The sequence below is a fragment of the Ochrobactrum sp. 19YEA23 genome, assembly GCF_029909865.1.
Lineage (GTDB): Bacteria > Pseudomonadota > Alphaproteobacteria > Rhizobiales > Rhizobiaceae > Brucella > Brucella gambitense.
Genome location: NZ_JASAMQ010000012.1, coordinates 14,111 through 39,273, shown reverse-complemented (window position 1 = coordinate 39,273; position 25,163 = coordinate 14,111). Strand labels below are relative to the sequence as shown.

The window sequence follows — 25,163 nt, the reverse complement described above, 5'->3', positions numbered from 1 at the left end:
ATGTCTGAATTCGCTAATAAGAAGTTATAATATTATTTTTGGATTTTTATGTCTTGCATTAATAATAATATTGTTTTCATTATCTGTATAAATATAAAATTTATAATAAAATATCCTGATATTTGCTTTATATAGGCGCAATCTATCAGTTGGAGCCAATCGCCAATTATCGTGGCGCATATCGTTCGATATCCCGATTGCGCAGATATATTATGATGGAAATAATCATAATATACACCATATTGTGAATATTTTTCTATTCTCCAAATTGTCTGAGAAAAATTGTAGCTTGCCCCATCGAAGTTGCTTTTGGCGCGCTACGATTGAAAGGAGGGGTCCAATGGTTTCTCCGATGACCGGAGATCCGGCTTGACTACGCCGATCTCATTCACGATCATAACAACATGATTGAAAAGGACACCCATATTGTCTCCCGCTTGGCCGGTATCTCTTTCGCGGGATGCCGGGACGTCAAGCGCGTGATTTGATCAAGCGGATTGCCAATGCCGGTCTTGCCCTTTCGGATGGGGTGTTTTGGCTCGGCTGGTGCCTCGTCCAATCTTTCATAGGAATTGAAAATGGCACAAAACATCTACGACAATCCGAAATTTTTCGCCGGATATAGCCAGCTTCCAAGGCAGGTGCATGGTTTGATGGGTGCTCCAGAGTGGAGCGCAATCAAAGCGCTGCTACCTCCCTTAAATGGCGCCCGGGTCGCGGATCTTGGTTGCGGTTTTGGATGGGCGTCGCGCTGGATGCGCGAGAATGGCGCCGCGTCGGTTATGGGTTATGACCTGTCTGAAAACATGATCAATCGTGCGCGAGCGGATACAGGCGATGACCTGATTGACTATCGCATTGCCGATCTTGACACGTTGGAGTTGCCCGCTGATAGATACGAACTCATCTACAGCGCGCTTACTTTTCATTATGTCGAAAACTTCCACCGCCTTGTCAGGATGATTCACAAGGCCTTGGTAGGCGGCGGCGTTTTGGTCTTCACTATCGAGCATCCCATCTTCATGGCCGCGACGCAGCCGGGTTGGATTGAAGATAGCGAAGGACAGAAGATGTGGCCGGTCAATCACTATTCTATCGAGGGGGAGCGCCGAACAAACTGGTTTGCGGATGGTGTTTTAAAGTATCATCGCACAATCGGAACGACGATTAATACGCTCATCCAAGGTGGGTTTCATATCGACCGCGTGGATGAATTCGCTCCGACCAGAAGTCAGATCGATGAGAACCCGGGTCTCGCTGAGGAACTGGAAAGACCAATGATGCTGCTGGTTGCGGCCCATAAAGGCTAGTTTGAGTGGTACGTAGGGTCATCCTGTTCACTTATAAAAACAGGGTGGCCTTTAATAGAGGCTCCAACCAGTCGGCAAAAACCTGAACCCGTTGCGAAAGGTGCTGGCGGTGCGGATAGAGCAATGTGATAGGCAGAGGTTCGGCACGGTAGGCGGGCAGGATTTCGATCAGCTCGCCCGCCTCAATATGATGACGAACATCATAAGAGGGAATCTGGATTAGTCCGAGCCCGGCAAGGCAACAAGCTATATAGGCTTCGGCATTGTTGACGGTTACCCGCCCCCGCAAGAAGACAGAATGATACTGACCATCCTCCAGCCATTCCCATGGTTCTACTCGACCGTTTGAGGGTGAGGCATAATTGACTCCCACATGATTTTTGAGATCAACGGGACCAGACGGCACGCCATGCCGGGCAAGATAAGCGGGGCTGGCTACGTTGATAAGCGGCAGTTTGCCAATTAGACGCGCGATGAGAGCGGAATCGCTCAAGGGACCGACACGCAGCACGCAATCCACGCCGTCCCCAATCAGATCTATGGCGCGATCCGTCACGCCAAGATCGATATCGACATCGGGAAAAGCATCAAGAAAGCTGGATAAAGCGGGGGCAATGATCAAACGGCCAATACGTCCCGGTACATCGATACGCAGCTTTCCAGAAGGCACGGCGCGATTGCGCCGGAAAAGGCCTTCCGTTTCCTCCACGTCGGCAATCAGCATGACGCAGCGATCATAAAATGCTGACCCTTCCTGTGTAGGTGCAACCTTCCGCGTCGTACGATGCAAAAGTCGAGCGCCGACACGGTTCTCCAGTTCCGCGACTGCCGTCGAGACGGATGAGCGTGGCAGGCCAAGCGTATCGGCAGCGCGCGTAAAGCTTGCCGCTTCGACGACACGAATGAAGATACGAAAAAGATCGATACGGTCCACGTCGCCTCCAAACTGATTGTTCGACTATTCTGACATATGTTGTCAGAATGATCGTCTTTATGGAAACAATCCAGACGATAAATTCGAGCTTCAACAGGACTGTGTCGCATATCGTCCCCAAGGAGGCCCATTCAGTGACTGATCATTCCATCAAAGGTAAAACCGTCCTCATCGCCGGTGGTGCAAAAAATCTGGGTGGGCTCATTGCCCGCGATCTCGCAGCGCATGGCGCCAAGGCAATCGCGATCCATTACAATAGTGCGGCAAGCAAAGCCGATGCCGATGCGACCGTTGCTGCTGTGAAGGCAGCAGGTGCCGAAGCTGTTGCCTTTCAAGCCAATCTGGCCACAGCCGGCGCGACGGAGAAGCTGTTTGCCGACGCCGTTGCTGCCATTGGCAGGCCGGATATCGCCATCAATACCGTTGGCAAGGTCTTAAAAAAGCCGATGACAGAGATTTCGGAGGCTGAGTATGACGAAATGTCTGCGGTCAATGCCAAAGCTGCATTCTTCTTCATTAAGGAAGCAGGCAAGCATCTGAATGATAACGGCAAAATCTGCACATTGGTCACGTCTCTGCTCGGTGCCTACACGCCGTTCTACTCAAGCTATGCTGGTACCAAGGCTCCAGTCGAGCATTTCACACGGGCGGCATCAAAGGAATTTGGCGAGCGCGGGATTTCCGTCACCGCTATCGGGCCCGGCCCGATGGACACGCCTTTCTTCTACCCCGCTGAAGGTGCTGACGCTGTAGCCTATCATAAGACTGCCGCAGCGCTTTCGGGTTTCTCCAAGACCGGCCTGACCGATATTGGCGACATCATCCCCTGGATCCGCCTGCTGGTTTCGGAAGGCTGGTGGATGACCGGCCAGACCATTCTCGTCAATGGCGGATACACCACCAAGTAAAACGATTGCGACCGGGCAAGACCCGGTCGCATTCTATGCCTGCAGGTAAATTGGAGCATCGCCGGATCAAAGCGAGTGCTTCCCGATCATTTCTGAGCTTTCTGATATCGCTTGATAAGCCGATCGCGCTTTAACTTCGACAGGCGCTGAAGCCAGAATATGCCGTTGAGCTGATCAATTTCATGTTGATGGCACACAGCAAGCAGACCATCGCATTCTTCCTCCTGCTCGCGGCCATCCAGATCCTGATATCGAATGCGGATACGCGCATGACGCTCGACGTCTTCGACGATACCCGGCATTGACACACTGCCTTCCTGATGGCGGATTTTTTCATCCGATACCCATAACATCTCAGGATTGATGTAGGTCTTTTCACTGCCAATGCCGGAAAGTTGCAGCACCACGACCCGTGCTGAAACCCCGATATGGGGTGCCGTGATGCCTATCCCCGGCGCAGCACGCATAGTGTCCAGCAAGTCGGCTGCGAGAGCACGCAGATCGTCGTCAAAGGTGATGACAGGTTCGGCGGTTGCCCGTAAATGAGGATCAGGATAGGCGACGATCTCTCTAACTGTCATTCTGACTCTCTGTTCTTTTCGATATTCAGTGGCAGTGCTACCTGACTAGCGTCAGAGGTTCAATGTTTCGCGCCGGTTTGCGGGGAGGCGCGTTGCCGCGCCATAGAGACTTGCCAGCAGAAACGCCACCGAAATACGCGCCGGTTGCGCTATAATAGGAACTCTTGGGCCGAGAAAGAGGTAATGCCGCCTGGCCGAAGAAGGAGTACTTTCGATGGAAACGCCCCTCAGAATTAGAAATGTCCTGCTAAAGGCCTTTGTCATCAACCTGCTGGTCATCATTTTTGCGTGGCTGATGTCACTCACTGGCGTCACAGCCAGTGCAATGTCTGTATTTTTTGGCTTCAGCGCCGATCAAACGCACATCTATATGGCCAACATCATCGGGTTCTGGAAGGTCTTGAACGTCGTCTTTTTCCTGATACCCGCGATAGCGATTCATTGGGAATACCGAACAAAGAGATAATCGCTGGATTTCCGTATCTAAGCGAGTTCATCTGTAAGAAATTTCGAAACGAAATCGACAAAGGCACGGACCCGTGACAACGGATAACGACTTGCGGGCCACAGAAGATAAAATATTCCGGTATTGCTGGCTGCTCCCGGAAGAACATCAATCAATGATCCGTCCAGTATTTTTTCTTTAACAGCGAAGCTTGGCAACAACGCAATTCCGTTGCCGTCGAGAGCCAATTGTATGATGGAATCGACAGTCGTTACTGTGAATGTTTCCGGTGGCTTATAGTTGTCGTCGTCCTGTCCGGCCAATTCCCATGGGGCAATTTTGCCGGTTTCCGAATAACGGTGCCGGAGGCAGCGATGGTTCTGGAGATCGGCGACAGACTGGGGTGTTCCACATCGCGCGATATAGTCTGGAGCGGCGACGAGGCACCACGAGAATTCTCCGACTTTTCTGTAGAGCAGGCGACTGTCTCTGGGCTTGCCGGTGCGGATCACAATGTGAAAGCCTTCGTCGATGACATCGGCGAAGCGGTCGCTGATGTCCAGCTCAAGATCGACCTCGGGATAAGCTTTCATAAAGGCGCTGACTGCCGACACGAGCAGCGTTGAGGAAATCGGCAAGCCGATCTTCAGTCGGCCATGTGTGCCTTGGGACGATTGGGACAGTTCTGCCTCTGCCACTTCCAGTTCACCAAGAATACGACGGCATCGTTCGAGAAACAGCTTTCCTTCAGTTTGAGTGCAATTGAGCGCGTCGAGCGATGAAACAGGCGCACGCCGAGCTGTTCTTCGAGCTTTTGCACCGATTTGCCGACTGCCGAGGCCGACAGCCCCACAATCTGGCCCGCTTCGCGAAAACTTCGCTTCTCGGCGGCATGTACGAATGTTTGCAGCGCGCCGATATTATCCAGCTTGAGTTTCATTCCGGAAAATCCTTCCACAATGTTCTGAATTCAAGCGCCATTAAGCTATCTCGTCAATGGCGATATAAAAGTTTTCAGAAAACTGATGAATGCGAGTTCAGGAGAAGCCGGAACATGAGCAGCCTTTTTAAGCCGTTTAATCTTTCAGGATTGGCCTTGCCCAATCGTATCGTCATGGCCCCGATGACACGCTCGCGCAGTTTCGATGGTGTGGCAGACGAGCTAGTTGCGCTCTATTACAGCCAGCGTGCAACAGCTGGACTGATCGTTACCGAAGGTACGCCGATTTCGCGCGAAGGTCAGGGATATCTTTTCAATCCGGGTATTTTTTCGGAAGAACAGGTCCGGGGCTGGCGGCTGACAACGCAGTCCGTGCACAGTGCCGGCGGCCGCATCTTCGCGCAGCTTTGGCATGTGGGACGCATTTCCAACCGCTCTATCCAGGTCGATGGCGTGGCGCCGGTCAGTTCCACGGATCGGGTTGCTTCGGGCGCCATGTCTTTCGTGCGCAATGCGGATGGCAAGCCGGATTTCCTGCCGGTTTCGGAACCGCGGGCTCTCTCTACTGATGAAGTTAAGCGGGTTATTGGCGACTTTGTTCAGGCCGCACGCAATGCTGTCGATGCGGGCTTCGATGGTGTTGAACTGCACGGGGCCAATGGTTACCTGCTGGAGCAGTTTATCAATCCGCTTGTCAATGACCGCGATGATATCTATTCGGCAAAGACCATCGAGGGGCGTCTGCGCTTCGTGCTTGAAACGGTGGATGCCGTCTCCGACGCTATCGGCGCAAGCCGGGTAGCCATTCGTTTGTCGCCATATGGCACCATTCACGACAATCCGCTGTTCCCAGACCTGGAAGAGACCTATGTCACTTTGGCCAGAGAATTGGGTACGCGCGGCGTTGCCTATATCCATGTCATGGATCAATCCGGACAGGTCAAGCTGCCATACGGTGAACGCCCCGTCAGCGATGCGATTCATGGTCTGATGGAACAATGGCGCCCCTTGCTGCCGGATACGGCGCTCATTCTGGCCGGTAGCCTCGACCATGCACGCGCACAGCGTCTGATTGATGCCGGATTGATCGATCTGGCTGCATTCGGTCAGCCTTACATCGCCAATCCCGATCTCGTCGAGCGTCTGCGCAACAACTGGCCCCTGACCGAGCCGGATCGTGCGACTTATTACGGTGGGGGACGCGAAGGCTACGTGGATTATTCGCCTTATAGCGGACGTCCGCTGGTCGCTTAATCACAGGGTTCTCTTGGGAAAATTCATGCGCGCCTCACCGGGCCGGTGGATTGCTGCGGTCTGATCGCGCCGCCTTACAACCCCTTCACCTCTATTGGCACCGGTGTCCCTCTCATTATTCAAGTTGGGTATGCCGGGTCACTTCGCCCGAGATCATTCGTATCGGGCTTTCTCGAGAAAGGACGAAACCGTGTTTTCTAAAATCATATCCGCCGGAGCACTATTGAGCGCTACAATGCTGTTTTCGCCGCCTGTTCTGGCGCAGGAAAACGTGCTGCCTTCTATCAATACGCCGCCGGAAGTTTCCAAAGCGAACCTGGCGAAAGTCAAAGCCGAAAAGCACGGTCAGTATGCCGTTCCTGATGGCTTCAAGAGCGGCATGGTGGAAACCGATGGTATTCGCCTGCACTATGTCAGCGGAGGCGAGGGTAAAGGTGATCCGATCATCTTCGTGCACGGCTTCGGCTCTACCTGGAAAATGTGGGAACCAGCTCTGAAGAAGTTCTCAGCAAACCATCAGGTCATCGCTCTCGACCTGCCTGGTTTGGGTCTGTCGGAACTTTCTGCTGCGGGCTATGATGCAGAAAAGATGAGTACCTATCTTCTGGGCGCGATCAAGAGCCTGACCAACAACCAGCCTTTCACCTATGTCTGCCATGATCTGTGCAACTCGGCTTCCTATCCAATGGTCGCCAACAATCAGGATATCATCAAGAAGGTGGTGTTCATGGATTCGCCGATCCCCGACAAGGCGATGTGGACCTATCCAGGTTAGACTCCAAACGGTCCAGGCCTTGGCTGGCATTTCGGCTATTTCTCGTTTGGCGATATCGCTGAAAAGATGGTCTCCACCGATCCGGTCCTGTTCATGAGCTATTTCATCAAGGAATATGCAGGCAAGAAGGACGTTTTCACGCCTGAACTGCTGGATGAGCTGATCGAGCCCTATTCGACCCGTGCCAATCTGCATGCCGCCTTTGGCTATTATCAGTCGCATTCCGACAGTATCCGCCAGAATGAAGCTCTGCTCGCCGCTGGCAAGCAGTTGACCATCCCGGTCTATTCGATCAGCGGTGCAAAGGGCGTCAACGACGTTCTGCCGAAGCAGCTTGAAGCGCGCTTCGTAAAGGACACCAGCAAGCTGGGTTCGACCATTCTTCCAGATACCGGCCATTGGCTGCTTGAAGAATCGGCCCCGGAAGTCAACGCGCTGCTTGAGAACTTTATCGACAAGTAAGCTGCGCCCATCTTCATCACTGGTTTCGCGATCGTAACAAGCCACGTAACGGTCGCGAAACCATGTTGGTGTTGCAAATGGCGAATATCGTGAATGTGGTTGTTGAAACGAGCAATTGGAGACCCAAATGACTGTATCACCCATGATCCGAACGATGATGGCTGTCATCGCCCTGGGAACCGCTACGCCTGCGATGGCTGACCCTCTGCTTGGTGATTTCGACTACGGCTGGCCGGTCCAGCGACAAACCATACTTAGCCAGAACGAGGCCATGACAATGGCCTATATTGATGCCCGTCCCGAGCAGGCCAATGGCCAGACGGCCGTTCTTTTGCATGGCAAGAATTTCTGCGGCGGCACATGGGAAACGACGATCAAGGCTCTGACAGGAGCTGGATACAGGGTCATCGCTCCCGATCAGATTGGGTTCTGCAAATCAACGAAGCCAGCGCGCTATCAATATGGTCTGCACGCGCTTGCCGACAACACGCATCAGCTTTTGACCGCGCTTAACATCGAAAAACCGGTTCTCGTCGGTCATTCGATGGGCGGGATGCTGGCCATACGCTACGCGCTGCAATATCCGGATGAACTCCAGAAACTGGTCGTGGTCAATCCATTGGGGATGGAAGACTGGCGCGCCAAGGGCGTACCCAATGCGACAGTCAATGCGCTCTACGCCGGCGAACTGAAGACCACACGGGCGAGCATCAAGGCCTATCAGCAATCGACCTATTATGCCGGAACGTGGAAACCTGAATTCGACCGGCCCGTCGATATGCTGGCATCCATGTATGAAGGTCCGGGTGGAAATATCGTTGCCTGGCATCAGGCTTTGACTGCCGACATGGTTTTCAACCAACCGGTAGTCCACGAGTTCGAGAAGCTGCGTGTGCCAACCGTGCTGATGATCGGCCTGAAGGACAATACCGCCATGGGTAGGAACCGCGCCGATAAGGAACTCGCGGCAACGCTCGGCAATTATCCGGTGTTGGCAAAGGAAGCTCAGGCGCGCATTCCGAATTCGCAGCTGATCACCTATCCTGACTACGGGCATAGCCCGCAGATGCAGGATCCAGAGCGCTTCAACGCCGATCTTCTGAAAGCAATTGCACCGGCGCAGTAGCGTGATGTTCGTCGTTTCGGCGACTTCAAAAATGTGCAGAGCCAGATCGAGGCTCTCACATTCGGCCTGGTTGAGTTGCTGAACCTGACCGAAATGAGGGTCGAGAGCGGTTTTGTCGATTGGCTCTTGACTTAGAGTGCACTCTAACAATTAGCTTCTTCTGCGTCGTGACGAAAGAAGGGCTCCGATGAAGATTGGCGAGTTGGCGAAGAGATCAGGACTGTCGGCCTATACGATCCGTTATTATGAGCGGATCGGGCTGCTTCCCTTTGCCGACAGAGATCAATCGGGCCAACGTGATTACGACGCATCGATCCTGACCTGGATAGAATTTCTGGACCGTCTCAAGATGACTGGAATGCCTATTCGGGAAATGTTGCACTATGCAGCTTTGCGGGAGCGCGGCGTTGGCACGGAAGAAGAACGCGGCGCGTTGCTGGAACAGCACCGTGAGCGTGTCCGTGCACATGTGGCCAAACTACAAGCCTGCCTTGTCGTCCTCGACACCAAGATTGCCGGATATGCCGGCGAGGAACAGAGGATGAAAAACTATGACGCATCAGTTACCGAACCAAGGCGAAAGCAGGCTGGAACGCGGCAAGCGCGCACTCGCTGAAATTGACGGCAATGCTGGCCACAATGTCATCGCCGCTTTGGCTGACATTGCCCCCGATTTTGCAGATTACGTTTTCGAGTTTTCGTTTGGTGACATTTACAGTCGTCCCGGCCTTGATCTGCGTGCTCGCGAGATTGCGACGATTGCAGCGCTGACAGCGATGGGAACGGCCACTCCACAACTGAAAGTCCACATCGAGGCTGGGCTGAATGTTGGTCTGACCAAAGACGAGATCATTGAAATCATCATACAGATGGCGGTCTATGCAGGCTTCCCTGCGGCGCTCAACGGACTGTTTGCAGCCAAGGAAGTCTTTACCGCTCGGTTTGCCGGGCAGCAGGGGGCCTCTGCTTGAAGCTGGATCGGCGATATTGCGCTCCCATTGGGGGCGCAATATGCGGCTTTGGATTGAAATCAGATTTCTTGAAGCTTTCGCACCAGCGTATAAGCTCAGCCTTGGAAGCGTAAGAATAAGAGAGGCGGGGCCACTTGGATATTCGCAATTTCAATGGATTTGTCGCAGCTGCGGAGCTGATGAATTTTACACTTGCTGCACAACGGCTCAATATCACCCAGTCAGCATTGTCACGCCAGATCAAGGGGCTTGAAGATTATCTGGGTGTCGAACTCTTCGAGAAAAGTGGGCGGAACGTGAAGCTCACGGCCTATGGCGATGCTCTTCTGGAAAAAGTAAACGACATTGTGCGGGCTGATCGCAGTCTGAGGGTTCTGGCCGATAACCTCGGCAACGGCGAAAGCGGTGTCTTGAAATTGGGTGCCTGTTCGCAACTCATTGAACGTTACTTACCGAAGTTTATCAAGAATTGGAGCCGGGAGAATCCGGGCGTGAGCATTCGCATTGAAGATGGCGGCGGACCGGAACTGGCTGATAAGTTGCGGGCGGGTGCTGTTCATCTGACGATCAGCGCGCGTCCTCTCGCGCCAGTCGATCTATTTGAATCGGTTTCCCTCGGGCGACTGAGCTTTCTGGCTGTCGCAACAGAGGAATTTCTATCCGACGAAGCCCCGTCCATCGAATTAAACGACCTCCTGCGTTTGCCAATCCTGACACTTAATCAGCGCCACGCGTCACGTGAAGTCTTTGACGCAGCATGTAAACTGGCAGGGATTGCACCCACAATCGTGCTCGAGAGCTATTCACCGCATACATTATTCTCAATGGCCGAGGGTGGAATTGGCGTGGCAGTCGTTCCTTCTTCGGCAGTCAAATTTGGACCGCCGTTGATCGGGAAACCGATTACTTTGAAAGGCCAGCGGGTTTACTTTGATATATGCGCGATGTGGAGCTATGCGTCGCCTCTGCCCGAATACGGGATGCGTTTCGTTGAAGCGTTAAAGGATCACATCATCGCCGAGACTATCTGATCGGATTCGCCCCATCTATTCATGAGCGGGCTAAGAATTCGCTGGCGCGCATAACCTATTCCAATTTCGCATTGATATTTGATAAAATTATTCATTGGACGAATTGATTTCGCACCGATTACCTTCGCTTTCTGAACCGCAAAGCAGGACATTGCATTGGGTTAGAAGGGGTTGGGCAAATGCAAAAGTCTGCTTGGGGTGTTATCAATCAAGAGAGAATAGTTCTTGCGCTGGCGATTGTCATGTTCATCGCGGCCTCCGTTGCTTTGCCCGGCTTTCTGACCGCCGAAAATCTGATTGCCGTCATACGCTCCGTTTCGGTTCTGGGCATATTGGCTTTGGGCATGGCCATCGTGATCATCGGACGAGGGATTGATCTTTCGACCGTGGCAATCATGGCGATGTCTGTCGCGTGGTATTTGCAACTATTGGGGGCGGGAACATCCGACGCCATGGCGATTGCCTTTGTTCTGGCAGGCGTTGTGGGCATCGGTCTTCTCAATGGATTTCTCGTGGCCTATGCGGAAGTGCCTGCGATCTTTGTCACGCTTGCAAGCGGCTCCTTCGTTTTTGGCTATGTTCGCTCACAGCTCATCACGCAGGACGCAGTGCCCGTTCCTAGCGGTCATTGGCTCGAACTATTGGGCGGCCTTCGCTATTTCGACATCCCCGTCGAAGTGTTTATCTTCGCGGGTTTAAGTCTCGCTATCTTTGCATTTCTGCGTTTCACGAAATGGGGAAGATACGTCTATTATGCGGGTGACAACCCCGTTTCGGCTCGCAATTCCGGTATGCCTGTTCGGCCCATGATCGTGTTGCGTTATGTGCTTTCCGCGCTGATCGGTTTTGCGGCGGGTCTTCTAACGGCGGCAAGCCTGCATTCGATCAATACACGGGTCGTGAATTCTACTCTGCTGTATGACATTGTTCTGGTTGCGGTTATCGGCGGCATTGGCTTGTCTGGCGGCAAGGGTGGCGTGCGCAATGTTCTGGTCGGCGCCGCACTGATTGGCATCCTGCTCAATGCCATGACCATTCTCGATATTCCCCTGCTTTATCAGAACCTTATCAAATCCACCATTCTGCTGGCCGCCATCATCATCGACGGCGTTATCAACCCACGTGATGAACAGACAGCGCAGCAGGGCGACATCTAATCAGTTTCAAGACAGCCGGAATGGCTGTTCAAAGGAGAAGGGACATTATGAAGCTTTTCAGGACAATTCTGGCGGCAACCGCCATCATGTCCACGGTTCTATCCGTGCAAGTTGCAAAAGCAGCCGAAGATCCGGGCCCGGCCGCTTATGAAAAGGCGCTCAAAGGCAAGCGTGTTTTGCTTGTTCCTATGACGATGGGTTTTGATCTGGCTCAAGGATGGGCGGCTTACCTCAAGAGTGAGGTTGAGGGGTTCGGCGGCATTTTCGAAACCCGCGATCCAAACTGGAGCGCCGAAGCAGGTGCGCAGGCCATCACCGAAGCCATCGCGTCTGATACCAAGCCCGACGTTCTCGTCGTACAATCGCCCGATCTCAACTCTTATGCCAAGCTTTTCAAGAAGGCGCAGGCAGCGGGAATTTACGTCATCGCCATTGATAATCCGGTCAACTATGCCGTCGATGCCTTCATTGGTTCCGACTGGGATCGTCTGGGGCAACTTGAAGCCGAAGCGGTTATAAAGGGCTGCGGAGCAAATTCTTCAAAGAAGATTGCGCTCATCCAGGGAGATCAGGTCAACGCATCAAGTCTCTATCAATATGCCGGCATCACCAAGGTTCTTGAAAAGAACCCGGATTTCCAGGTCGTTGCTAAACCAGACTCCAATTGGGACGCCACGACAGCACGCAATGCAACGACCACAATCTTGCAGCAGCATCCAGACATTTGCGGCATTATCGATTTCTGGGACGGTGACGCGACCGGGACTGCCGCTGCAATCCGCGACGCCAAGCTTCAGGACAAGATCTTTCTTGTGACGACGGGCGGCGGTGAAAAGACTGCAGATTGCGATCGTCTTGAAGACAACACCTATGGCGCCGTCGTGATGACAGACCTTGCGCGCCAATCGGGCGATATCAATGCGATCATCAAGTTCCTTCTGCAAAGCGGCCAGCCTGCAGGAACGTCGCACACCTATATTTACACGCTCGAAAAGGCGACGACCAAAAAGGATCTCAATCCCGCCAGTTGCTGGGATGTCAAGGCGCTGCAGGCACAGGCAGCTCAATAATATCGGCTTAACCGGCTGGAGAGCTGCCGGGGCTGATTGAAAAACCGACAGATCGCCACGCGCTTTTCTTTGGCGCATGGCGGTCTGATATTTGGCGGAACACATCAAATTTCCGGAAGTCCCTATGTCGTTACGAGAACGTATCAAGGCTTGGCGCTATAACTACATTCCTGATCATCTGATCGGTGAGGTGCTGACAAAACGCTGGACTGATAACGCCATTCCCTTTGCCGTGCTTGTGGCAACGATTGCGCTTTTTGGATCACAGGTATCAGGGTTCTTCAAGATCTCGTCCTTGCAGGAATCCACACGCCAGTTGGGTGAGTTCTCCCTGGTGGTCACAGGGCTCACGGTTGTCATGCTCGGCGGTGGCATTGACCTGTCAGTCGGCTCGATCTTCGCGCTTTCTGCTTTCTCTGCGGTCACCGTATTCTTCATCTTCGAGCAGCCGGTCTGGCTAGCGCTGCTTGCTTCCATTGCTACCGGCGTAGTCTATGGTGCGATCAATGGGTATCTGGTTGGCATTTTAAGACTGCGTGCGTTTATCACCACGCTGGTGACATTTATCATCGGTCGCGCCATATACGATATTCTCGTCGTGAATTTTGCTGCTGCCGTGCAAACGTCTCTCGCTTCTTCCGATGTTTGGGATTTCATTGGTGACGAAACTATTTTCGGTTTTTCCGCGTCGGTGATTGCGGCAATCCTGATGGCTGTCGTTACACATATCGTTCTCACGCGTTCTCGACCAGGCTGGCATATTCTGGCTGTCGGCGGTTCTCGCCGCTCGGCACATAATGCCGGTATCCGTGTGCGCCGAACGGTGTTCTTCACCTATGTCTTCTCGGGATTGTGCTCGTCTCTCGCTGGCTTTCTTATTGCTTGTCGTTTGAGCGGTGTTGGACCCGGCACAGGCCTGAATCTCGAAATTCTGGCGCTTACCGCAGCGGTGGTTGGTGGTAACAGTCTGGGTGGCGGTCGCGGCTCGGTCGTGAAGGGCGTGATGGGCGCGATCATCGTTCTCGTCATGACCAACGGGCTCATTCGTCTCGGTTACGGGACGGGCACAACGCAGCTTGTTCTGGGCGTCATGCTCGCCGTTGCTGTGACAGTCGATATTCGCTGGCTAAAGAACCGCCACAAAGTTCTCAACGAGATTTATGTGGCGCCGGTCTATCTCAAAATGGGTGAGACCTTGTCGGCGGCCCCGGGATCCGGCACACCATATGAACTGGATGACCGCCTTTCGGGCACAGATTATATCGGTCTTGGCGAACTCGAAGGGCCGGAAGACGTCATTCTTGATCGCAATGACAATCTCTATTGCGGAACCCGCCATGGGGAGATCATGCGCTTCTTTGCTCCAGACTATTCGCGTTCGGAAGTCTTTGCTCACGTCGGCGGCTTTCCGCTCGGACTTGCCTTTGACAAGGCTGGCAATCTGATTTCCTGTGTCGGAGCGATGGGTCTATATTCCATTTCGCCAGAGCGAGAAGTGAAGAAACTGTCGGCAGAGACCGCGCGCTCATTGACGTCTATTGTAGATGACGCGCGCTTGCGTGATCCCAATGACTGCGACATTGCACCCGACGGACGCATATATTTCACCGATTCAACCAAACGCTATGACGCTCATGACTGGGCGCTCGATTCCATTGAGAACCGCCCAACTGGACGGCTTCTGGTTTATGACCCCAAAGACGGTTCGACGAAAACACTTCTGGATGGCTATCGTTACACCAACGGTGTCTGTGTGGCCCATGACGGAAAGTCGATCTATTTTGCCGAAAGCTGGGCCTGCAGGGTACATCGCTATTGGCTGGAAGGGCCGAAGGCAGGAACGGCTGAATGTGTCATCAAAGACATGCCCGGCTACCCAGACAATATCAATCGCGCATCCGATGGAAGCTACTGGATGGCGTGGCTCGGCATGCGTACGCCAAGTTTCGACCTGTCGCTGCGCCATCCTGATATGCGCAAGCGCATGACGCGTCGCTTGCCACAGGATGAATGGCTGTTCCCGAATATTAACACTGGCGGTGTGGTGAAGTTTGATGAAACGGGAAAGATCATCGATACGCTGGGCGATTTGTCGGGTGTTTCGCACCCTATGGTAACCTCCATGCGCGAACACAAGGGTTATCTCTTTGTCGGTGGCATCCTGAACAACCGTATCGGTCGCTATAGGATCGCCGGTGCTGCCACGGACTGGACAGGTCCTGCCTCGTACTGGGGAGAAAAACAATGATCTTTGATCCGATCCTGGATTTCTTCCGCGGCAAGGCAGTGACAATACCACCGCTTGATGGTGCATTCCGTCCCAATACGCTCCTTGATGAGGCTCCGGTTTTTGCAGACCTCAACGAGGCTGATAATCTTGTTATGTCCGGCGGCACGCTTCTCGCTTCGAGCGGGAACGCTGTTTTCCGGTTGACCGCCAATAATGCGCCGGAAGTCGTCGAGCGTTTTTCTGCCCCGGTGACGAGCCTCGCGTCTGGACCTTCGGGTGAACTCGCCGTGGCCCTCGAAACCGGAAAACTCCTCATCGACAATCACGAGCAGCCTTTGCCTGCGAAGATTGGTTGCATCACAGCTCTCAGCTACGCTGTGGATGGAACCTTGTGGTTGGCCAATGGGTCTGCGGATCACTCGGCGGCCAATTGGTCCGCCGATTTGATGCGCCATGGCTCGTCAGGCTCCATCTGGAAGCGGACTGTTGGCGCTACACAGTTTCAGCAAGTGGCTTCGGGACTCGCATACCCTTATGGGCTTTTGCCGACCGCCGGCGGCGTGGTCTTTAGTGAAAGCTGGAAGCACCGGCTGGTTTTTCTCGATGCAGAAACAGGCGAAAAACGCATCGTTGCTGACAAGTTGCCGGGTTATCCGGCTCATCTGTCGCCAGCGTCAGGTGATGGTGCGTGGCTGGCGTTTTTCGCGCCACGCAATCGACTGATCGAGCTTGTTCTGCAGGAGAGACATTACCGTAATGATATGATTGATCAGGTTCCGCAGGAATTCTGGATTGCGCCCGCATTGTCGTCTGGACGCAGTTTTCTTGAACCACTGCAATGCGGTGGCATCAAAACGATGGGCGTTCATAAACCATGGGCTCCAAGCAGGTCCTATGGACTTGTCGTACGGCTCGACAAGCAGTTCCAACCGGTTCTCAGCTATCATAGCCGAGCCAATGGTCATCGCCATGGTACTTGCAGCGCTATAGAACACAACGGACGGTTGCTGGTGGCCAGCAAGGGCGGCGACTGTGTTGTTGACGCAGGGTCGGTCGATCATAGCCATGAGAAGGTGCACTGATGGCTCAGACAGACGATATTGTTGTCGAAATGAAGAACGTCACCAAGGAATACCGTGGCGTTCCCGCTGTGAAGAATGTCGATTTCAGATTGAGGCGTGGCGAGGTTCACTCGCTGCTTGGTGAAAACGGGGCCGGAAAATCGACCCTCACCAAGATGATTGCCGGTGTCGTTGAGCCGACCTCGGGCGTCATGATTTACAATGGAAAGGAAGTTCGCTTTTCATCGCCGAATGAAGCGTTGGAAGCAGGCGTTGCAATGGTCTTTCAGGAGACCAGTCTGGTACCTTCCATGACAGTTGCGCAGAACCTCTATCTCGGTTCCGAAAAATTCCTTAATCGTCTCCGAGGTATCTATATTTCAGCGCAACAATTTTTACAGTCGCTAAGCTTTTCCGTAGATCCGACTGCGATGGTGGAAACGCTTGGAGCGGCCAAAAAGCAGATGGTCGAGATTGCCCGTGCTGTACATCACAATGCAGAAGTCATCATCTTCGATGAGCCGACAGCAACGCTAACGCCGGAGGAAAAACGCCATTTCTTTGCGCTGATCCGACGGTTGAAAACCAAGGGTGTTTCGATTGTGTTCATCAGCCATGCACTGGAAGAAGCGCTGATGATTTCGGACAGGATCACAATCCTGCGTGATGGAGAATTGGTCGCTAGCGGTGCGGTTGAAGATTTCGACCGCGAAAAGATCGTGGCCGCGATGGTCGGCCGTTCTCTTTCGGGCGAGCTATATCGCCAGCGAGATGCGTCGGGTTTGCGTCAGGCGGGCCGAAAAATACTGTCGGTTCAAGATATCTCCATGGGGAGTGCGGTTCGCAACAACTCGTTTTCAATCTTTGAGGGGCAGATCACCGGCGTCTTTGGGCTGATTGGATCTGGCCGGACCGAAACATTCAAAGTCATTTCCGGGATTTACAAACGAGACTTTCTGCGCGGAGGTGCTATAGAACTCGATGACAAACCAGTTCGCTATTATGTGCCGCGCGAAGCCGTAAAATTGGGGATCGTCTACATCACTGAAGACCGGAAAAGCGAAGGCTTTTTTGAAACAATGTCAATTGCGGAAAACCTTTTTGCGGGTGTTCTGGCTGCCGATAAAGAACAGTCGAGCATCGTAAGCTTGAAGGAAATGCAGGCGCTTTCCTCGCAATGGATCAAGCAGCTTAATATTCGCGCGATCAATGACAATGCCAGGGTGGTTGAATTGTCCGGCGGCAATCAACAGAAGGTCGTTATAGGCAAGGGTCTGGTGCAGGAGCCTCGCCTGGTGATTTTCGATGAGCCGACACGTGGCGTGGATGTCGGCGCGATTGCTGAAATCCATCAGCTGATCAACGAGTTGGCTGATGCGGGGCTGGCTGTCGTTGTGATCTCGTCTTATCTACCTGAAATCATGAATCTTTCCGACCGAATTCTTGTTTGCAGACAGGGGCGTATCGTAGAGGAGTTCTCGCCAGCAGAAGCGACGGAAGAAAAGATCATGTATGCGGCAGTACACTAAGGCCGCTTTGACTACGGAACTGCTACCAAACGCACCCGCAGCTTCTATTGGGAATGGGCGCACGCCTGAGGAGAAAGACCATGGCCACTGTCAGACTGTTGAGTGATGCAGACGTTGAGAAGGATGCGGCAGTTAAAGCCGTCTTCGATGATATACGCGCAACCAGAAAATCAGATTTCGTCAATAATTTCTGGCGTGGTCTTGCTAACGATCCTGTCAATTTGAAGCGCGTCTGGGAACAGCTCAAGTCGATCATGGTTGCACCGGGAGCCCTCGATCCCGTTGTGCGTGAGATGATCTATATTGCCGTATCAACAGCCAATGGCTGTCAGTATTGCGTTCACTCTCACACAGCTTCAGCGCGCGCCAAGGGGATGACCGATGCGCAACATGGTGAACTCCTAGCGGTTATTGGTTTGGCTGCCCAAACCAACCATATCGTGACGGCCCTGCAAATTCCGGTCGATCCAGAATTTGATGTCAAAAGCTGAGGGCATTCCATGAGTGAAGCCTATGCCTATGTCGCGCGTAAGCCGGGCGGTCCGGACGTTCTTGAATGGACTGAAGTTGACGTTCCTAAACCCGGGCCGGGCGAGGTTCAGCTGCGCCCTACGGCGATCGGGGTCAACTTCCTCGATACCTACTACCGCAGCGGTCTTTATCCGTGGCCGCAACCGACAATGGTTCCGGGAGCGGAAGCCGCAGGTGTTGTCACAGCCGTGGGACAGGGGGTGAACGGATTCTTGCCGGGAGATCGCGTCGCCTATGTCATGCAGCATGGTGCTTATTGCACCTTGCGGAATCTGCCGGCATCGCAGCTTGTGATCATACCAGACGGATTGAGTGATGTTGTAGCGGCAAGCGCCATGTTGAAAGGCTTGACGACACAGTATCTCGTCACTTCATCTTATACAGTAAAGCCGGGTGATGTTGTTCTCGTCCATGCCGCAGCAGGCGGTGTCGGGCTTTTGCTTGGACAATGGTTGAAGGTCTTGGGAGCTAGGGCAATCGGCACTGCCGGGTCTGATGACAAGGTCGCTCTCGCACATGATCATGGATATGATCACGTCATCAATTATCGTGAAAAAGATTTCGTGTCGGAAGTTCTGTCGATCACAAAGGGGCTGGGCTGTGCTGTTGTTTATGACAGCGTTGGTGAAGACACATGGCGCGGCTCGCTGCAATGTTTGCAGCGTTTTGGCTGTTTTGTGAACTTCGGTCAGTCTTCCGGGCCTATTCAGGGGTTTGAACTGTCTCGTCTTGCAAAGGGATCTCTGTCCGCGATCCGACCAGTGCTGTTCGATTATATTGCCGAGAAAAGCGACCTGGAAAGACGATCGCAAGAGCTGTTTCGACGGCTAGCTTCAGGTGAGGTTCGGGTCGATCATATTACGCAGCGGTCCATGGATGAGGTTGTGGCCGTTCATAGTGATCTTGAGGCGCGCAGAACAACAGGATCGATAGTCCTAATTCCATCGTAACAACAGCGCGTTGAGCTGCTTGAGGGAGACGACAGTGGCTGGCTCGCTCATCGCGCAGTTGGGCGGACGATCAAAAATGAGGAAATACGAATTGCGCAGTGCTTACAAGAAATCCAGGATGCATCAGGAATAGAGCGGAACAATTGGGTGAATGACAGGTTGATCCTCATTAGTAAGAGAGGATCGTCAAATGACCGCACCACAACTCGATACTGAACACATTTGGTCAACTGGTCTCAGGCAAATGTCGGGAAATCCCAACGAGATACCACCGCCCGAGCCGGAAAAACTGCCAGAACCGCCGCCTGAAACGATACCGACCCCCGACAGTGAGCCGGTCAGTCCAGATGAGCCGGAGCAGATACCGCCGCTCCCTGACCCCGGGCAGCCTTTGCCAGAACCGAATAATCCGGACCAGCCAGTGATGCTCGGCCGCCGGTGGAAGACGTCCAACTTTTCGTACCGCTGATGTATCGGATTAAATCACTCCAATTGAAGCGGATGACCGGGAGCGCATCTTACTTCGCTTGATGTCGTTTTGCCCTGCGGGTCGCATTGCGGAGCAACTCTTCAATATTCACATTGGCACGCTCGTTCCCGTTCTCGTCTTCGATGGCTGTCCGGATGGCTTCGACTTCGCTCTCAGTCAAATGTTCAATGCCGATAAGCTGCGAACGCGCGCCCTTTACACAACGAAGCACCTCATCCAGCTTGGCTTCCACGGCTGTAGAATCGCGGTTCTGCGAGTTCTGGATCAGAAACACCATCAGAAAGGTGATGATCGTGGTGGCGGTGTTCACGACGAGCTGCCAGGTATCAGAAAACCCGAAAAGCGGACCTGAGCAGGCCCAAACAAGAATGAACCCCAGAGCACAGCCGAAAGCATAGGATGTTCCTGCCAGCTCTGCGATGCTCTGAGAAAGACGAGTGAAAAAATTCTCCACGACAACTCCTCCGCGTCAGTCAGCGCGCCAATTGCTATGGTTCGATACAACGCAAAGCGCTTGTTAAAACTCACGAGTTCACTTGTAAGTTCCGTATCTGGCGGATTTCGCGGAGAAAACTGCTGAATGGTTGCAGTATTTGCTAAGGCCTATGGCAAGAGAGTAAGGCACCGCTGGTACACTTATCGGCGTCTGGTTGACATGGCCTCTCGGCTCAAAAGCCGTGAAAAACCATATCAATGGCTGCGACGATCTCGTCGTGTGAAGCCATAAGGTTTGTCACGGGCTCGCTCAGAACTGAGACCGGAATTGCCGCCATGAACTGGGTGACGAGAATATAGGCTTCACCCTCAATCTCAAAACTGGGATTAAGGCGCTTTGCTGGAAGCGGGGCTGATGTTTTGCTAATGAGCGGAATAACAATGCGCGTTTTCAGCTCATCGAGCAGGTCGGCCTGCAAGTCCAGCACATAGCCGCCGCCGGGGTTCGGGTAGACGTCGTATCGAGCCATCAGAATTGGCGATAGCGTTCAAGAGGCAGGCCGTTTGCTTCGACATAAGCGTTCGAGCTTTGTATCGCAGCGCGGTTTTCTTCTTTCCAGCGCGTCGCCTTGGCGGCTGCAACCGCCTGCGCGATTCCAAATTCAGCCGCTCTGGAAATATTGATCTTATGCCGACGGGCCTCCGCAAGAAGCTCGCTATCGATTGAGAGATTGGTCGCACGCTTGAATATGCGTGCTGCTTCATGCTCCGACATATCACAGTCTCCTTTCAGTCGAGTATATGCGCATATTCATGTGCATACAACTGTGACAGGCTTTTGAAGCGATTATCATCGCGCTTGACAAACGTATAGCTAGGTAGCTATGAATTAATCCATAGCTATAGAGGTATGAATAAAGTGACTGTGACGCGTGACGAAGTTTTCAAAGCACTGGCCGATCCAACGCGGCGGGCGATATTTGAACGCCTTTGTCGCGAGGGCGAGAAAACGGTCACGGTTCTGACGGCGGGAGCAGGGGTTTCTCAGCCCGTCGTCTCAAAGCACCTTGCCGCGTTGAAGCGGGCAGGGCTGGTGAGCGATCGCCATGAAGGCCGTCAGAGCCATTACAAAGCCGAATATGCTGCTTTGGCGCCGCTTATAGACTGGGCGCGGGAAATGACCGGCTTCTGGGAGAGGAAGTTTGACGCCCTTGAAGATTTGTTGAGGAGGATGGACCAATGAGCGAGATATCAACAGAGACCCGCACGGTGGTCGTCGAGCGCGAGATACCTTATCCACCTGAGAAGCTCTGGCGGGCATTGACCGAGCCTCATCTGATCGCCGATTGGCTGATGAACAATGATTTCGCGCCGACTGTCGGTCATCAATTCAAGCTTCGCGGTGAGTGGGGTGGTGTGCTGGATTGTGAAGTACTGGTAGTAGAGCCAAACAAGCAACTGTCCTACACCTGGAACCACGTCCACGAGAATAGCGCTTACAATCTTAGAAGCGTCGTGACTTTGACGCTCAAACCGACTGCCTCCGGCACACATTTGCGAATGGAGCAGACGGGTTTCATGCCGGATCAGACGCAGGCGTTTCACGGTGCACAACACGGGTGGCAGGGCTTCCTCGAAAAGCTCGAATCCGTGGCGGGCAATGTGGATTGAATTTGACGCTTTGAAGAGTGCTCAGACCGCGCGAAACGGAAGATTAACAAAAGAGCCAGCCACCAAGCCTATGGCTGGCTTCTGAAGGGGAAAGAACAAATGGCCTTGAATAGATCCATCCGGCAAGTTCACCGCTGGCTATCGATTATATTTACTCTGACCGTTATTGCGAATTTCCCCACCATGGCTTTCGGTCAACCGCCAGCATGGGTGGTCTATTCACCCCTTTTGCCACTGTTTGTGTTGCTGGCGACGGGTTTATATCTCTTCTTCCTGCCTTATTCGATGAAACGAAATGGCTGATAGAAAGCTCAGCCATTTCGCCTTCGAGCGAAGCTTAGCGGTTGTTCATCAATGCCTGCACAAGATCGGCTTCGAGATCTTCCGGATCTTCGAGGCCGATGGAAATGCGAATGAGCTGAGCGCTAATTCCGAGCTGGCTTTTCTGGTCTTCGGGAACAACTGCATGGGTCAGCGACGACGGGTGCTGAATGAGGCTTTCCACGCTTCCAAGGCTGACTGCAAAGTGGAAATAGCGTGTCGAAGTCAAAATGCGCTCGACCCGTGCGAGGTCGCCGCCAACTTCGATAGAGATTACACAGCCGAAATTGATCATCTGGTCGGCGGCCATTTTATGCTGCGGATGGCTCGTCAGGCCGGGATAGACAACCCTCGTCAGACCCAGCTCATCCACTCTTTGTTCAAGGCTGGTTGCCAGCTTCAGCGCCGTTTGCGATTGCCGGATGCTACGAATTTCGAGAGTTTTCAAAGAGCGATGCAAAAGAGCGCAATCTGTCGGCGACATGACGGAGCCGAGGGCGTTCTGCAAATAACCCACCCGCTTTGCAAGCCCCGCAGGTGCATTCGCCGATACGGCGACAACACCACCCAGCAGGTCTGAGTGACCGTTCAGCATCTTGGTTGCCGAGTGAACGACAACATGGATTCCATGGTCAATCGGGCGTTGGCCCGCGGGAGATGAGAAGGTGCTGTCACAGACAGTAATCGCACCTGCCTTGTTGCCAAGCTCCGCAACCAGCGACAGATCGACAATGCGGAGCGTTGGATTGGACGGCGTCTCAAACCAGAGCAGGGCAGGCTTGTGCGTGGCCACGGCTTCACGCAGCGCGGCCTCGTCGGAAAAATCTACGAAGCGCACATTCTGCGCCGCTGTGATTGGCCGAACATCGGCGAGCAACCGGTAGACACCGCCATAGAGATCATTATGGGCCAATATGGATGAACCGGCGGGAAGCGCCTCCAGCAATGTCGCGGCTGCTGCAAGTCCGCTCGGAAAAACGAATGCGGCTTCTGCACCTTCAAGGTCTGCCAGGCAGCGCTCAAGGTTGTTTCGGGTGGGATTGCCGCTTCGCGTATAGTCGTATCCTTTGCTCGCCCCGATTCCATCCTGCACATAGGTTGTCGCATGATAGATCGGCGGGATCACGGCTCCGGTCAACGGATCGGGTTCCTGGCCAACATGGATCGCGCGCGTTGCAAAACCAGCCTGGTTGCGAGGAGGGTTCTTGGACAATTTTCTGTCTTTCTGTCTTTGGTCTGTCAGTAAATGATCAGTTCGCTCGTATCCTTCAGATACAGCGGGTGCCCCGGCGAACCGTTATTGGTGATCTTCAGTGCATGGAGCGTGATATTGTTGCTTCGCAACATGTTCGTCACGACTTCTCCGTGATGCGCCAGCTTCTTGTGAAGCGATCCATAGGCCATGACGACAATTGCCGCGCCTCCGGCCTGCTCGAGAATTGTCTGAACATTCTCATCGGTGCAGGGGATAACGCCTTCTTCCAGCAACATTTTCGGATGTGTCGCACGATAGTCCATGACGTTGCATTTTACATAGCGGCTGTAACCCCAGCGGCGTGTAAATTTCTGCTCTTTGAAAACCGTTGGATCATCGACATCATAAGCTGCAGTGCTTGGATTCATGCCAATCCAAAGTACGTACCCGTCTTGATCGCCGCCGTCCCATTCACGCGTCAGAAGCTGGCGATATCGACCACAGTCAGAAAAGAGTGCATCTCCTCTGATTTCCGGTTTGATTTTCAGACGAACTTTGCCGCCCGGATCATGGGATTCGTGACTCATAATGCCTGCTTCTCTGACTATATAGTTTTCACGACTTCGTATCGTGGACTTATCAGCCAGCGTGCCGCACGCCTAGCATATTATACAGTGCGAGTAGATTTTCTCCCGAGCCGCGCGCCACCGGGACCCTTTCAGAGATGGTGCATGAAAGGCGGCTCGATAGCCGCCTTTCTCATTCGGTGTCCGCTAAGCGCCAATTAGTTGGTATGCGTTGCTCGCATTTTGAGCATGGAGAGGCGTCGTCATGCCTCTACTGACGGAGTAGATATGATGGAATGCATCGGCTCTGCCGCTGATCAGGCACACGTCGTGACGGTCCCAGTTCCATTGTTCCGCATCGAGCATTGTCTCAAATCTGGATGATGCTGTCGCCGACCAGAAGCTTGCTGTCCCTGTCGGCGTCAAAGCTCGACCCAATGCGGCCAGGCCATTTCCGGAATAGATTGCGTCGTTTTGCTCTCGCACCAGAAAATCGGGACCATTGTCGGTGTCCATCAAGATCAGGTCGAACGTTGAAGGGCGTTGCTTCAAGGTTTCCATGACATCTCCGATTTGAAGCTCGACACGACGATCACGCAGTGGATGATCAGCGAGATGGCCGATGAATGAGCGGTTCCATTCTATGATGTCGGGGATGAGTTCACACACCGTGATCTGTGTTTCCGGTGGAACATAATCGAGTGCCGCTCTTAGCGTGAACCCCATGCCAAGCCCACCGATCAGAATTCTCTTTGGTGTTTGACGCAAAAACCGCAGAGAACGTTCTGCGAGAACTATCTCCGATTGAAAATTGATGTTCGACATCAATTCCAGTCCGTTGTAGCGAATTTCGTAGATATCGCCTCTTTGGCGCAACAATATTTGGTCGCCAGCATCATTGCCGGCGTTCGCCAACTCAGTCCAGATAGCCATTTGAAAACCCAAACGTTTTTAAGGACGATCGGCCTTGCCAGATCGAACTTCATGTTTCGTCATGATGGGAGTGTCGGGGTCGCTGCAGCTTTATGTGTGCAGCAACCCAATGGCATCGTCTGATCTGGCATCCATCATCAGGGGAAATGACGAGGCATTCTTCAAAATGGCTGACAGATTCAGTGCGTTTTGAAAAATATTTGTCATATTCGGAATTCTGGTGCGATCCTGATTATTTAGTATGCGCCCTTAATATCAAATTACCTTCTTTAATCAAGAAGAATTAT

Annotated in this window: 31 protein-coding genes; 21 read left to right on the top strand and 10 right to left on the bottom strand. The window is 53.1% G+C overall.

From position 1 onward, the window contains the following. Nucleotides 1–578: 578 nt before the first annotated feature. Nucleotides 579–1,310 carry a class I SAM-dependent methyltransferase gene (locus QBD01_RS22535; protein ID WP_280994613.1) on the top strand — a complete coding sequence of 244 codons (732 nt, stop codon included), beginning with the start codon at nucleotides 579–581 and terminating at the stop codon, nucleotides 1,308–1,310. Nucleotides 1,311–1,341: 31 nt separating this feature from the next. Here QBD01_RS22535 and QBD01_RS22530 read toward each other — a convergent pair whose 3' ends face one another. Beyond that, nucleotides 1,342–2,244, bottom strand: coding sequence for a LysR family transcriptional regulator (locus QBD01_RS22530; RefSeq protein ID WP_280994612.1), 903 nt, complete (start codon nucleotides 2,242–2,244; stop codon nucleotides 1,342–1,344). A gap of 134 nt (nucleotides 2,245–2,378) precedes the next feature. Between QBD01_RS22530 and QBD01_RS22525 the strand changes: the two genes are divergently transcribed. Next, nucleotides 2,379–3,152, top strand: a complete 774-nt coding sequence (locus QBD01_RS22525) for an SDR family oxidoreductase (protein WP_280994611.1) — start codon at nucleotides 2,379–2,381, stop codon at nucleotides 3,150–3,152. Nucleotides 3,153–3,238: 86 nt separating this feature from the next. Here QBD01_RS22525 and QBD01_RS22520 read toward each other — a convergent pair whose 3' ends face one another. Continuing rightward, entirely contained in the window at nucleotides 3,239–3,733 is a 495-nt protein-coding gene (locus QBD01_RS22520) for a peptide deformylase (protein ID WP_280994610.1), read from the bottom strand. Nucleotides 3,734–3,947: 214 nt separating this feature from the next. Between QBD01_RS22520 and QBD01_RS22515 the strand changes: the two genes are divergently transcribed. Beyond that, nucleotides 3,948–4,199, top strand: coding sequence for a hypothetical protein (locus QBD01_RS22515; RefSeq protein WP_280994609.1), 252 nt, complete (start codon nucleotides 3,948–3,950; stop codon nucleotides 4,197–4,199). Between the two features lie 17 nt (nucleotides 4,200–4,216). Here the strand turns inward: QBD01_RS22515 and QBD01_RS22510 are convergent, their stop codons facing one another. Then, nucleotides 4,217–4,792, bottom strand: a complete 576-nt coding sequence (locus tag QBD01_RS22510) for a LysR substrate-binding domain-containing protein (RefSeq protein ID WP_280994608.1) — start codon at nucleotides 4,790–4,792, stop codon at nucleotides 4,217–4,219. Nucleotides 4,793–4,824: 32 nt separating this feature from the next. Beyond that, on the bottom strand, nucleotides 4,825–5,118 hold the full coding sequence (locus QBD01_RS22505; protein ID WP_280994607.1) for a LysR family transcriptional regulator: 294 nt from the start codon (nucleotides 5,116–5,118) through the stop codon (nucleotides 4,825–4,827). Between the two features lie 114 nt (nucleotides 5,119–5,232). Here QBD01_RS22505 and QBD01_RS22500 point away from each other — a divergent pair, with 114 nt between their 5' ends. From QBD01_RS22500 to QBD01_RS22430, 15 genes are all read left to right on the top strand, one after another. Beyond that, nucleotides 5,233–6,372 (top strand): alkene reductase, encoded by a 1,140-nt coding sequence (locus QBD01_RS22500; RefSeq protein WP_280994606.1) that lies wholly within the window; start codon nucleotides 5,233–5,235, stop codon nucleotides 6,370–6,372. A gap of 223 nt (nucleotides 6,373–6,595) precedes the next feature. Further along, nucleotides 6,596–7,147 (top strand): alpha/beta hydrolase, encoded by a 552-nt coding sequence (locus tag QBD01_RS22495; protein WP_280994605.1) that lies wholly within the window; start codon nucleotides 6,596–6,598, stop codon nucleotides 7,145–7,147. Between the two features lie 66 nt (nucleotides 7,148–7,213). Beyond that, nucleotides 7,214–7,609, top strand: a complete 396-nt coding sequence (locus tag QBD01_RS22490; protein ID WP_280994604.1) for a hypothetical protein — start codon at nucleotides 7,214–7,216, stop codon at nucleotides 7,607–7,609. Nucleotides 7,610–7,736: 127 nt separating this feature from the next. Beyond that, nucleotides 7,737–8,735, top strand: coding sequence for an alpha/beta hydrolase (locus tag QBD01_RS22485; protein WP_280994603.1), 999 nt, complete (start codon nucleotides 7,737–7,739; stop codon nucleotides 8,733–8,735). A 187-nt stretch (nucleotides 8,736–8,922) separates the two neighbouring features. Continuing rightward, a complete protein-coding gene (locus tag QBD01_RS22480; RefSeq protein WP_280994602.1) occupies nucleotides 8,923–9,351 on the top strand; it encodes a MerR family transcriptional regulator in 429 nt (142 codons plus the stop codon). Next, a complete protein-coding gene (locus QBD01_RS22475) occupies nucleotides 9,287–9,706 on the top strand; it encodes a carboxymuconolactone decarboxylase family protein (protein ID WP_280994601.1) in 420 nt (139 codons plus the stop codon). Before QBD01_RS22480 ends, QBD01_RS22475 begins: the two co-directional genes overlap by 65 nt. Before the next feature lie 134 nt (nucleotides 9,707–9,840). After that, nucleotides 9,841–10,737 (top strand): LysR family transcriptional regulator, encoded by an 897-nt coding sequence (locus QBD01_RS22470; RefSeq protein ID WP_280994600.1) that lies wholly within the window; start codon nucleotides 9,841–9,843, stop codon nucleotides 10,735–10,737. A 179-nt stretch (nucleotides 10,738–10,916) separates the two neighbouring features. Further along, complete coding sequence (locus QBD01_RS22465) at nucleotides 10,917–11,894, top strand: ABC transporter permease (RefSeq protein ID WP_280994599.1); 978 nt, start codon at nucleotides 10,917–10,919, stop codon at nucleotides 11,892–11,894. Between the two features lie 47 nt (nucleotides 11,895–11,941). Beyond that, the gene (locus tag QBD01_RS22460; protein ID WP_280994598.1) at nucleotides 11,942–12,964 is read left to right on the top strand and encodes a sugar ABC transporter substrate-binding protein; all 1,023 of its coding nucleotides are present in this window, start codon (nucleotides 11,942–11,944) and stop codon (nucleotides 12,962–12,964) included. 124 nt (nucleotides 12,965–13,088) lie between these two features. Further along, the gene (locus QBD01_RS22455; protein WP_280994597.1) at nucleotides 13,089–15,212 is read left to right on the top strand and encodes an SMP-30/gluconolactonase/LRE family protein; all 2,124 of its coding nucleotides are present in this window, start codon (nucleotides 13,089–13,091) and stop codon (nucleotides 15,210–15,212) included. Next, nucleotides 15,209–16,276: a hypothetical protein gene (locus QBD01_RS22450; RefSeq protein WP_280994596.1), complete on the top strand. Its 1,068-nt coding sequence runs from the start codon at nucleotides 15,209–15,211 to the stop codon at nucleotides 16,274–16,276. The genes QBD01_RS22455 and QBD01_RS22450 overlap by 4 nt, the downstream gene beginning before the upstream one ends. Beyond that, nucleotides 16,276–17,784: a sugar ABC transporter ATP-binding protein gene (locus QBD01_RS22445; protein WP_280994595.1), complete on the top strand. Its 1,509-nt coding sequence runs from the start codon at nucleotides 16,276–16,278 to the stop codon at nucleotides 17,782–17,784. Before QBD01_RS22450 ends, QBD01_RS22445 begins: the two co-directional genes overlap by 1 nt. 80 nt (nucleotides 17,785–17,864) lie before the next feature. Then, entirely contained in the window at nucleotides 17,865–18,275 is a 411-nt protein-coding gene (locus tag QBD01_RS22440) for a carboxymuconolactone decarboxylase family protein (RefSeq protein WP_182522546.1), read from the top strand. A gap of 9 nt (nucleotides 18,276–18,284) precedes the next feature. Then, nucleotides 18,285–19,265, top strand: coding sequence for a quinone oxidoreductase (locus QBD01_RS22435; protein WP_280994594.1), 981 nt, complete (start codon nucleotides 18,285–18,287; stop codon nucleotides 19,263–19,265). Nucleotides 19,266–19,455: 190 nt separating this feature from the next. Then, a complete protein-coding gene (locus tag QBD01_RS22430) occupies nucleotides 19,456–19,734 on the top strand; it encodes a chitin-binding protein (RefSeq protein WP_280994593.1) in 279 nt (92 codons plus the stop codon). A 49-nt stretch (nucleotides 19,735–19,783) separates the two neighbouring features. On the opposite strand, the gene QBD01_RS22425 is transcribed toward QBD01_RS22430, so the two are convergent. The 3 genes from QBD01_RS22425 to QBD01_RS22415 all read right to left on the bottom strand — a co-directional run bounded on the left by QBD01_RS22425 (nucleotide 19,784) and on the right by QBD01_RS22415 (nucleotide 20,965). Then, entirely contained in the window at nucleotides 19,784–20,209 is a 426-nt protein-coding gene (locus QBD01_RS22425; RefSeq protein WP_280994592.1) for a low affinity iron permease family protein, read from the bottom strand. 214 nt (nucleotides 20,210–20,423) lie between these two features. Next, the gene (locus QBD01_RS22420) at nucleotides 20,424–20,720 is read right to left on the bottom strand and encodes a CcdB family protein (RefSeq protein ID WP_280994591.1); all 297 of its coding nucleotides are present in this window, start codon (nucleotides 20,718–20,720) and stop codon (nucleotides 20,424–20,426) included. Continuing rightward, nucleotides 20,720–20,965 carry a type II toxin-antitoxin system CcdA family antitoxin gene (locus QBD01_RS22415; RefSeq protein ID WP_280994590.1) on the bottom strand — a complete coding sequence of 82 codons (246 nt, stop codon included), beginning with the start codon at nucleotides 20,963–20,965 and terminating at the stop codon, nucleotides 20,720–20,722. Before QBD01_RS22415 ends, QBD01_RS22420 begins: the two co-directional genes overlap by 1 nt. A gap of 135 nt (nucleotides 20,966–21,100) precedes the next feature. Here QBD01_RS22415 and QBD01_RS22410 point away from each other — a divergent pair, with 135 nt between their 5' ends. The 3 genes from QBD01_RS22410 (at nucleotide 21,101) to QBD01_RS22400 (ending at nucleotide 22,164) form a co-directional block, all read left to right on the top strand. Beyond that, on the top strand, nucleotides 21,101–21,433 hold the full coding sequence (locus QBD01_RS22410) for a metalloregulator ArsR/SmtB family transcription factor (RefSeq protein ID WP_210277373.1): 333 nt from the start codon (nucleotides 21,101–21,103) through the stop codon (nucleotides 21,431–21,433). Further along, nucleotides 21,430–21,861 carry an SRPBCC domain-containing protein gene (locus tag QBD01_RS22405; protein WP_280994589.1) on the top strand — a complete coding sequence of 144 codons (432 nt, stop codon included), beginning with the start codon at nucleotides 21,430–21,432 and terminating at the stop codon, nucleotides 21,859–21,861. Before QBD01_RS22410 ends, QBD01_RS22405 begins: the two co-directional genes overlap by 4 nt. Nucleotides 21,862–21,960: 99 nt before the next feature. After that, a complete protein-coding gene (locus QBD01_RS22400; RefSeq protein WP_280994588.1) occupies nucleotides 21,961–22,164 on the top strand; it encodes a hypothetical protein in 204 nt (67 codons plus the stop codon). Between the two features lie 34 nt (nucleotides 22,165–22,198). Here QBD01_RS22400 and QBD01_RS22395 read toward each other — a convergent pair whose 3' ends face one another. The 3 genes from QBD01_RS22395 to QBD01_RS22385 form a co-directional block, all read right to left on the bottom strand. Beyond that, nucleotides 22,199–23,395: a PLP-dependent aspartate aminotransferase family protein gene (locus tag QBD01_RS22395; protein ID WP_280994587.1), complete on the bottom strand. Its 1,197-nt coding sequence runs from the start codon at nucleotides 23,393–23,395 to the stop codon at nucleotides 22,199–22,201. Between the two features lie 26 nt (nucleotides 23,396–23,421). Continuing rightward, nucleotides 23,422–23,964 carry a DUF1643 domain-containing protein gene (locus tag QBD01_RS22390; protein WP_280994586.1) on the bottom strand — a complete coding sequence of 181 codons (543 nt, stop codon included), beginning with the start codon at nucleotides 23,962–23,964 and terminating at the stop codon, nucleotides 23,422–23,424. A gap of 186 nt (nucleotides 23,965–24,150) precedes the next feature. After that, complete coding sequence (locus tag QBD01_RS22385; RefSeq protein ID WP_280994585.1) at nucleotides 24,151–24,876, bottom strand: hypothetical protein; 726 nt, start codon at nucleotides 24,874–24,876, stop codon at nucleotides 24,151–24,153. Between the last annotated feature and the right edge of the window lie 287 nt (nucleotides 24,877–25,163).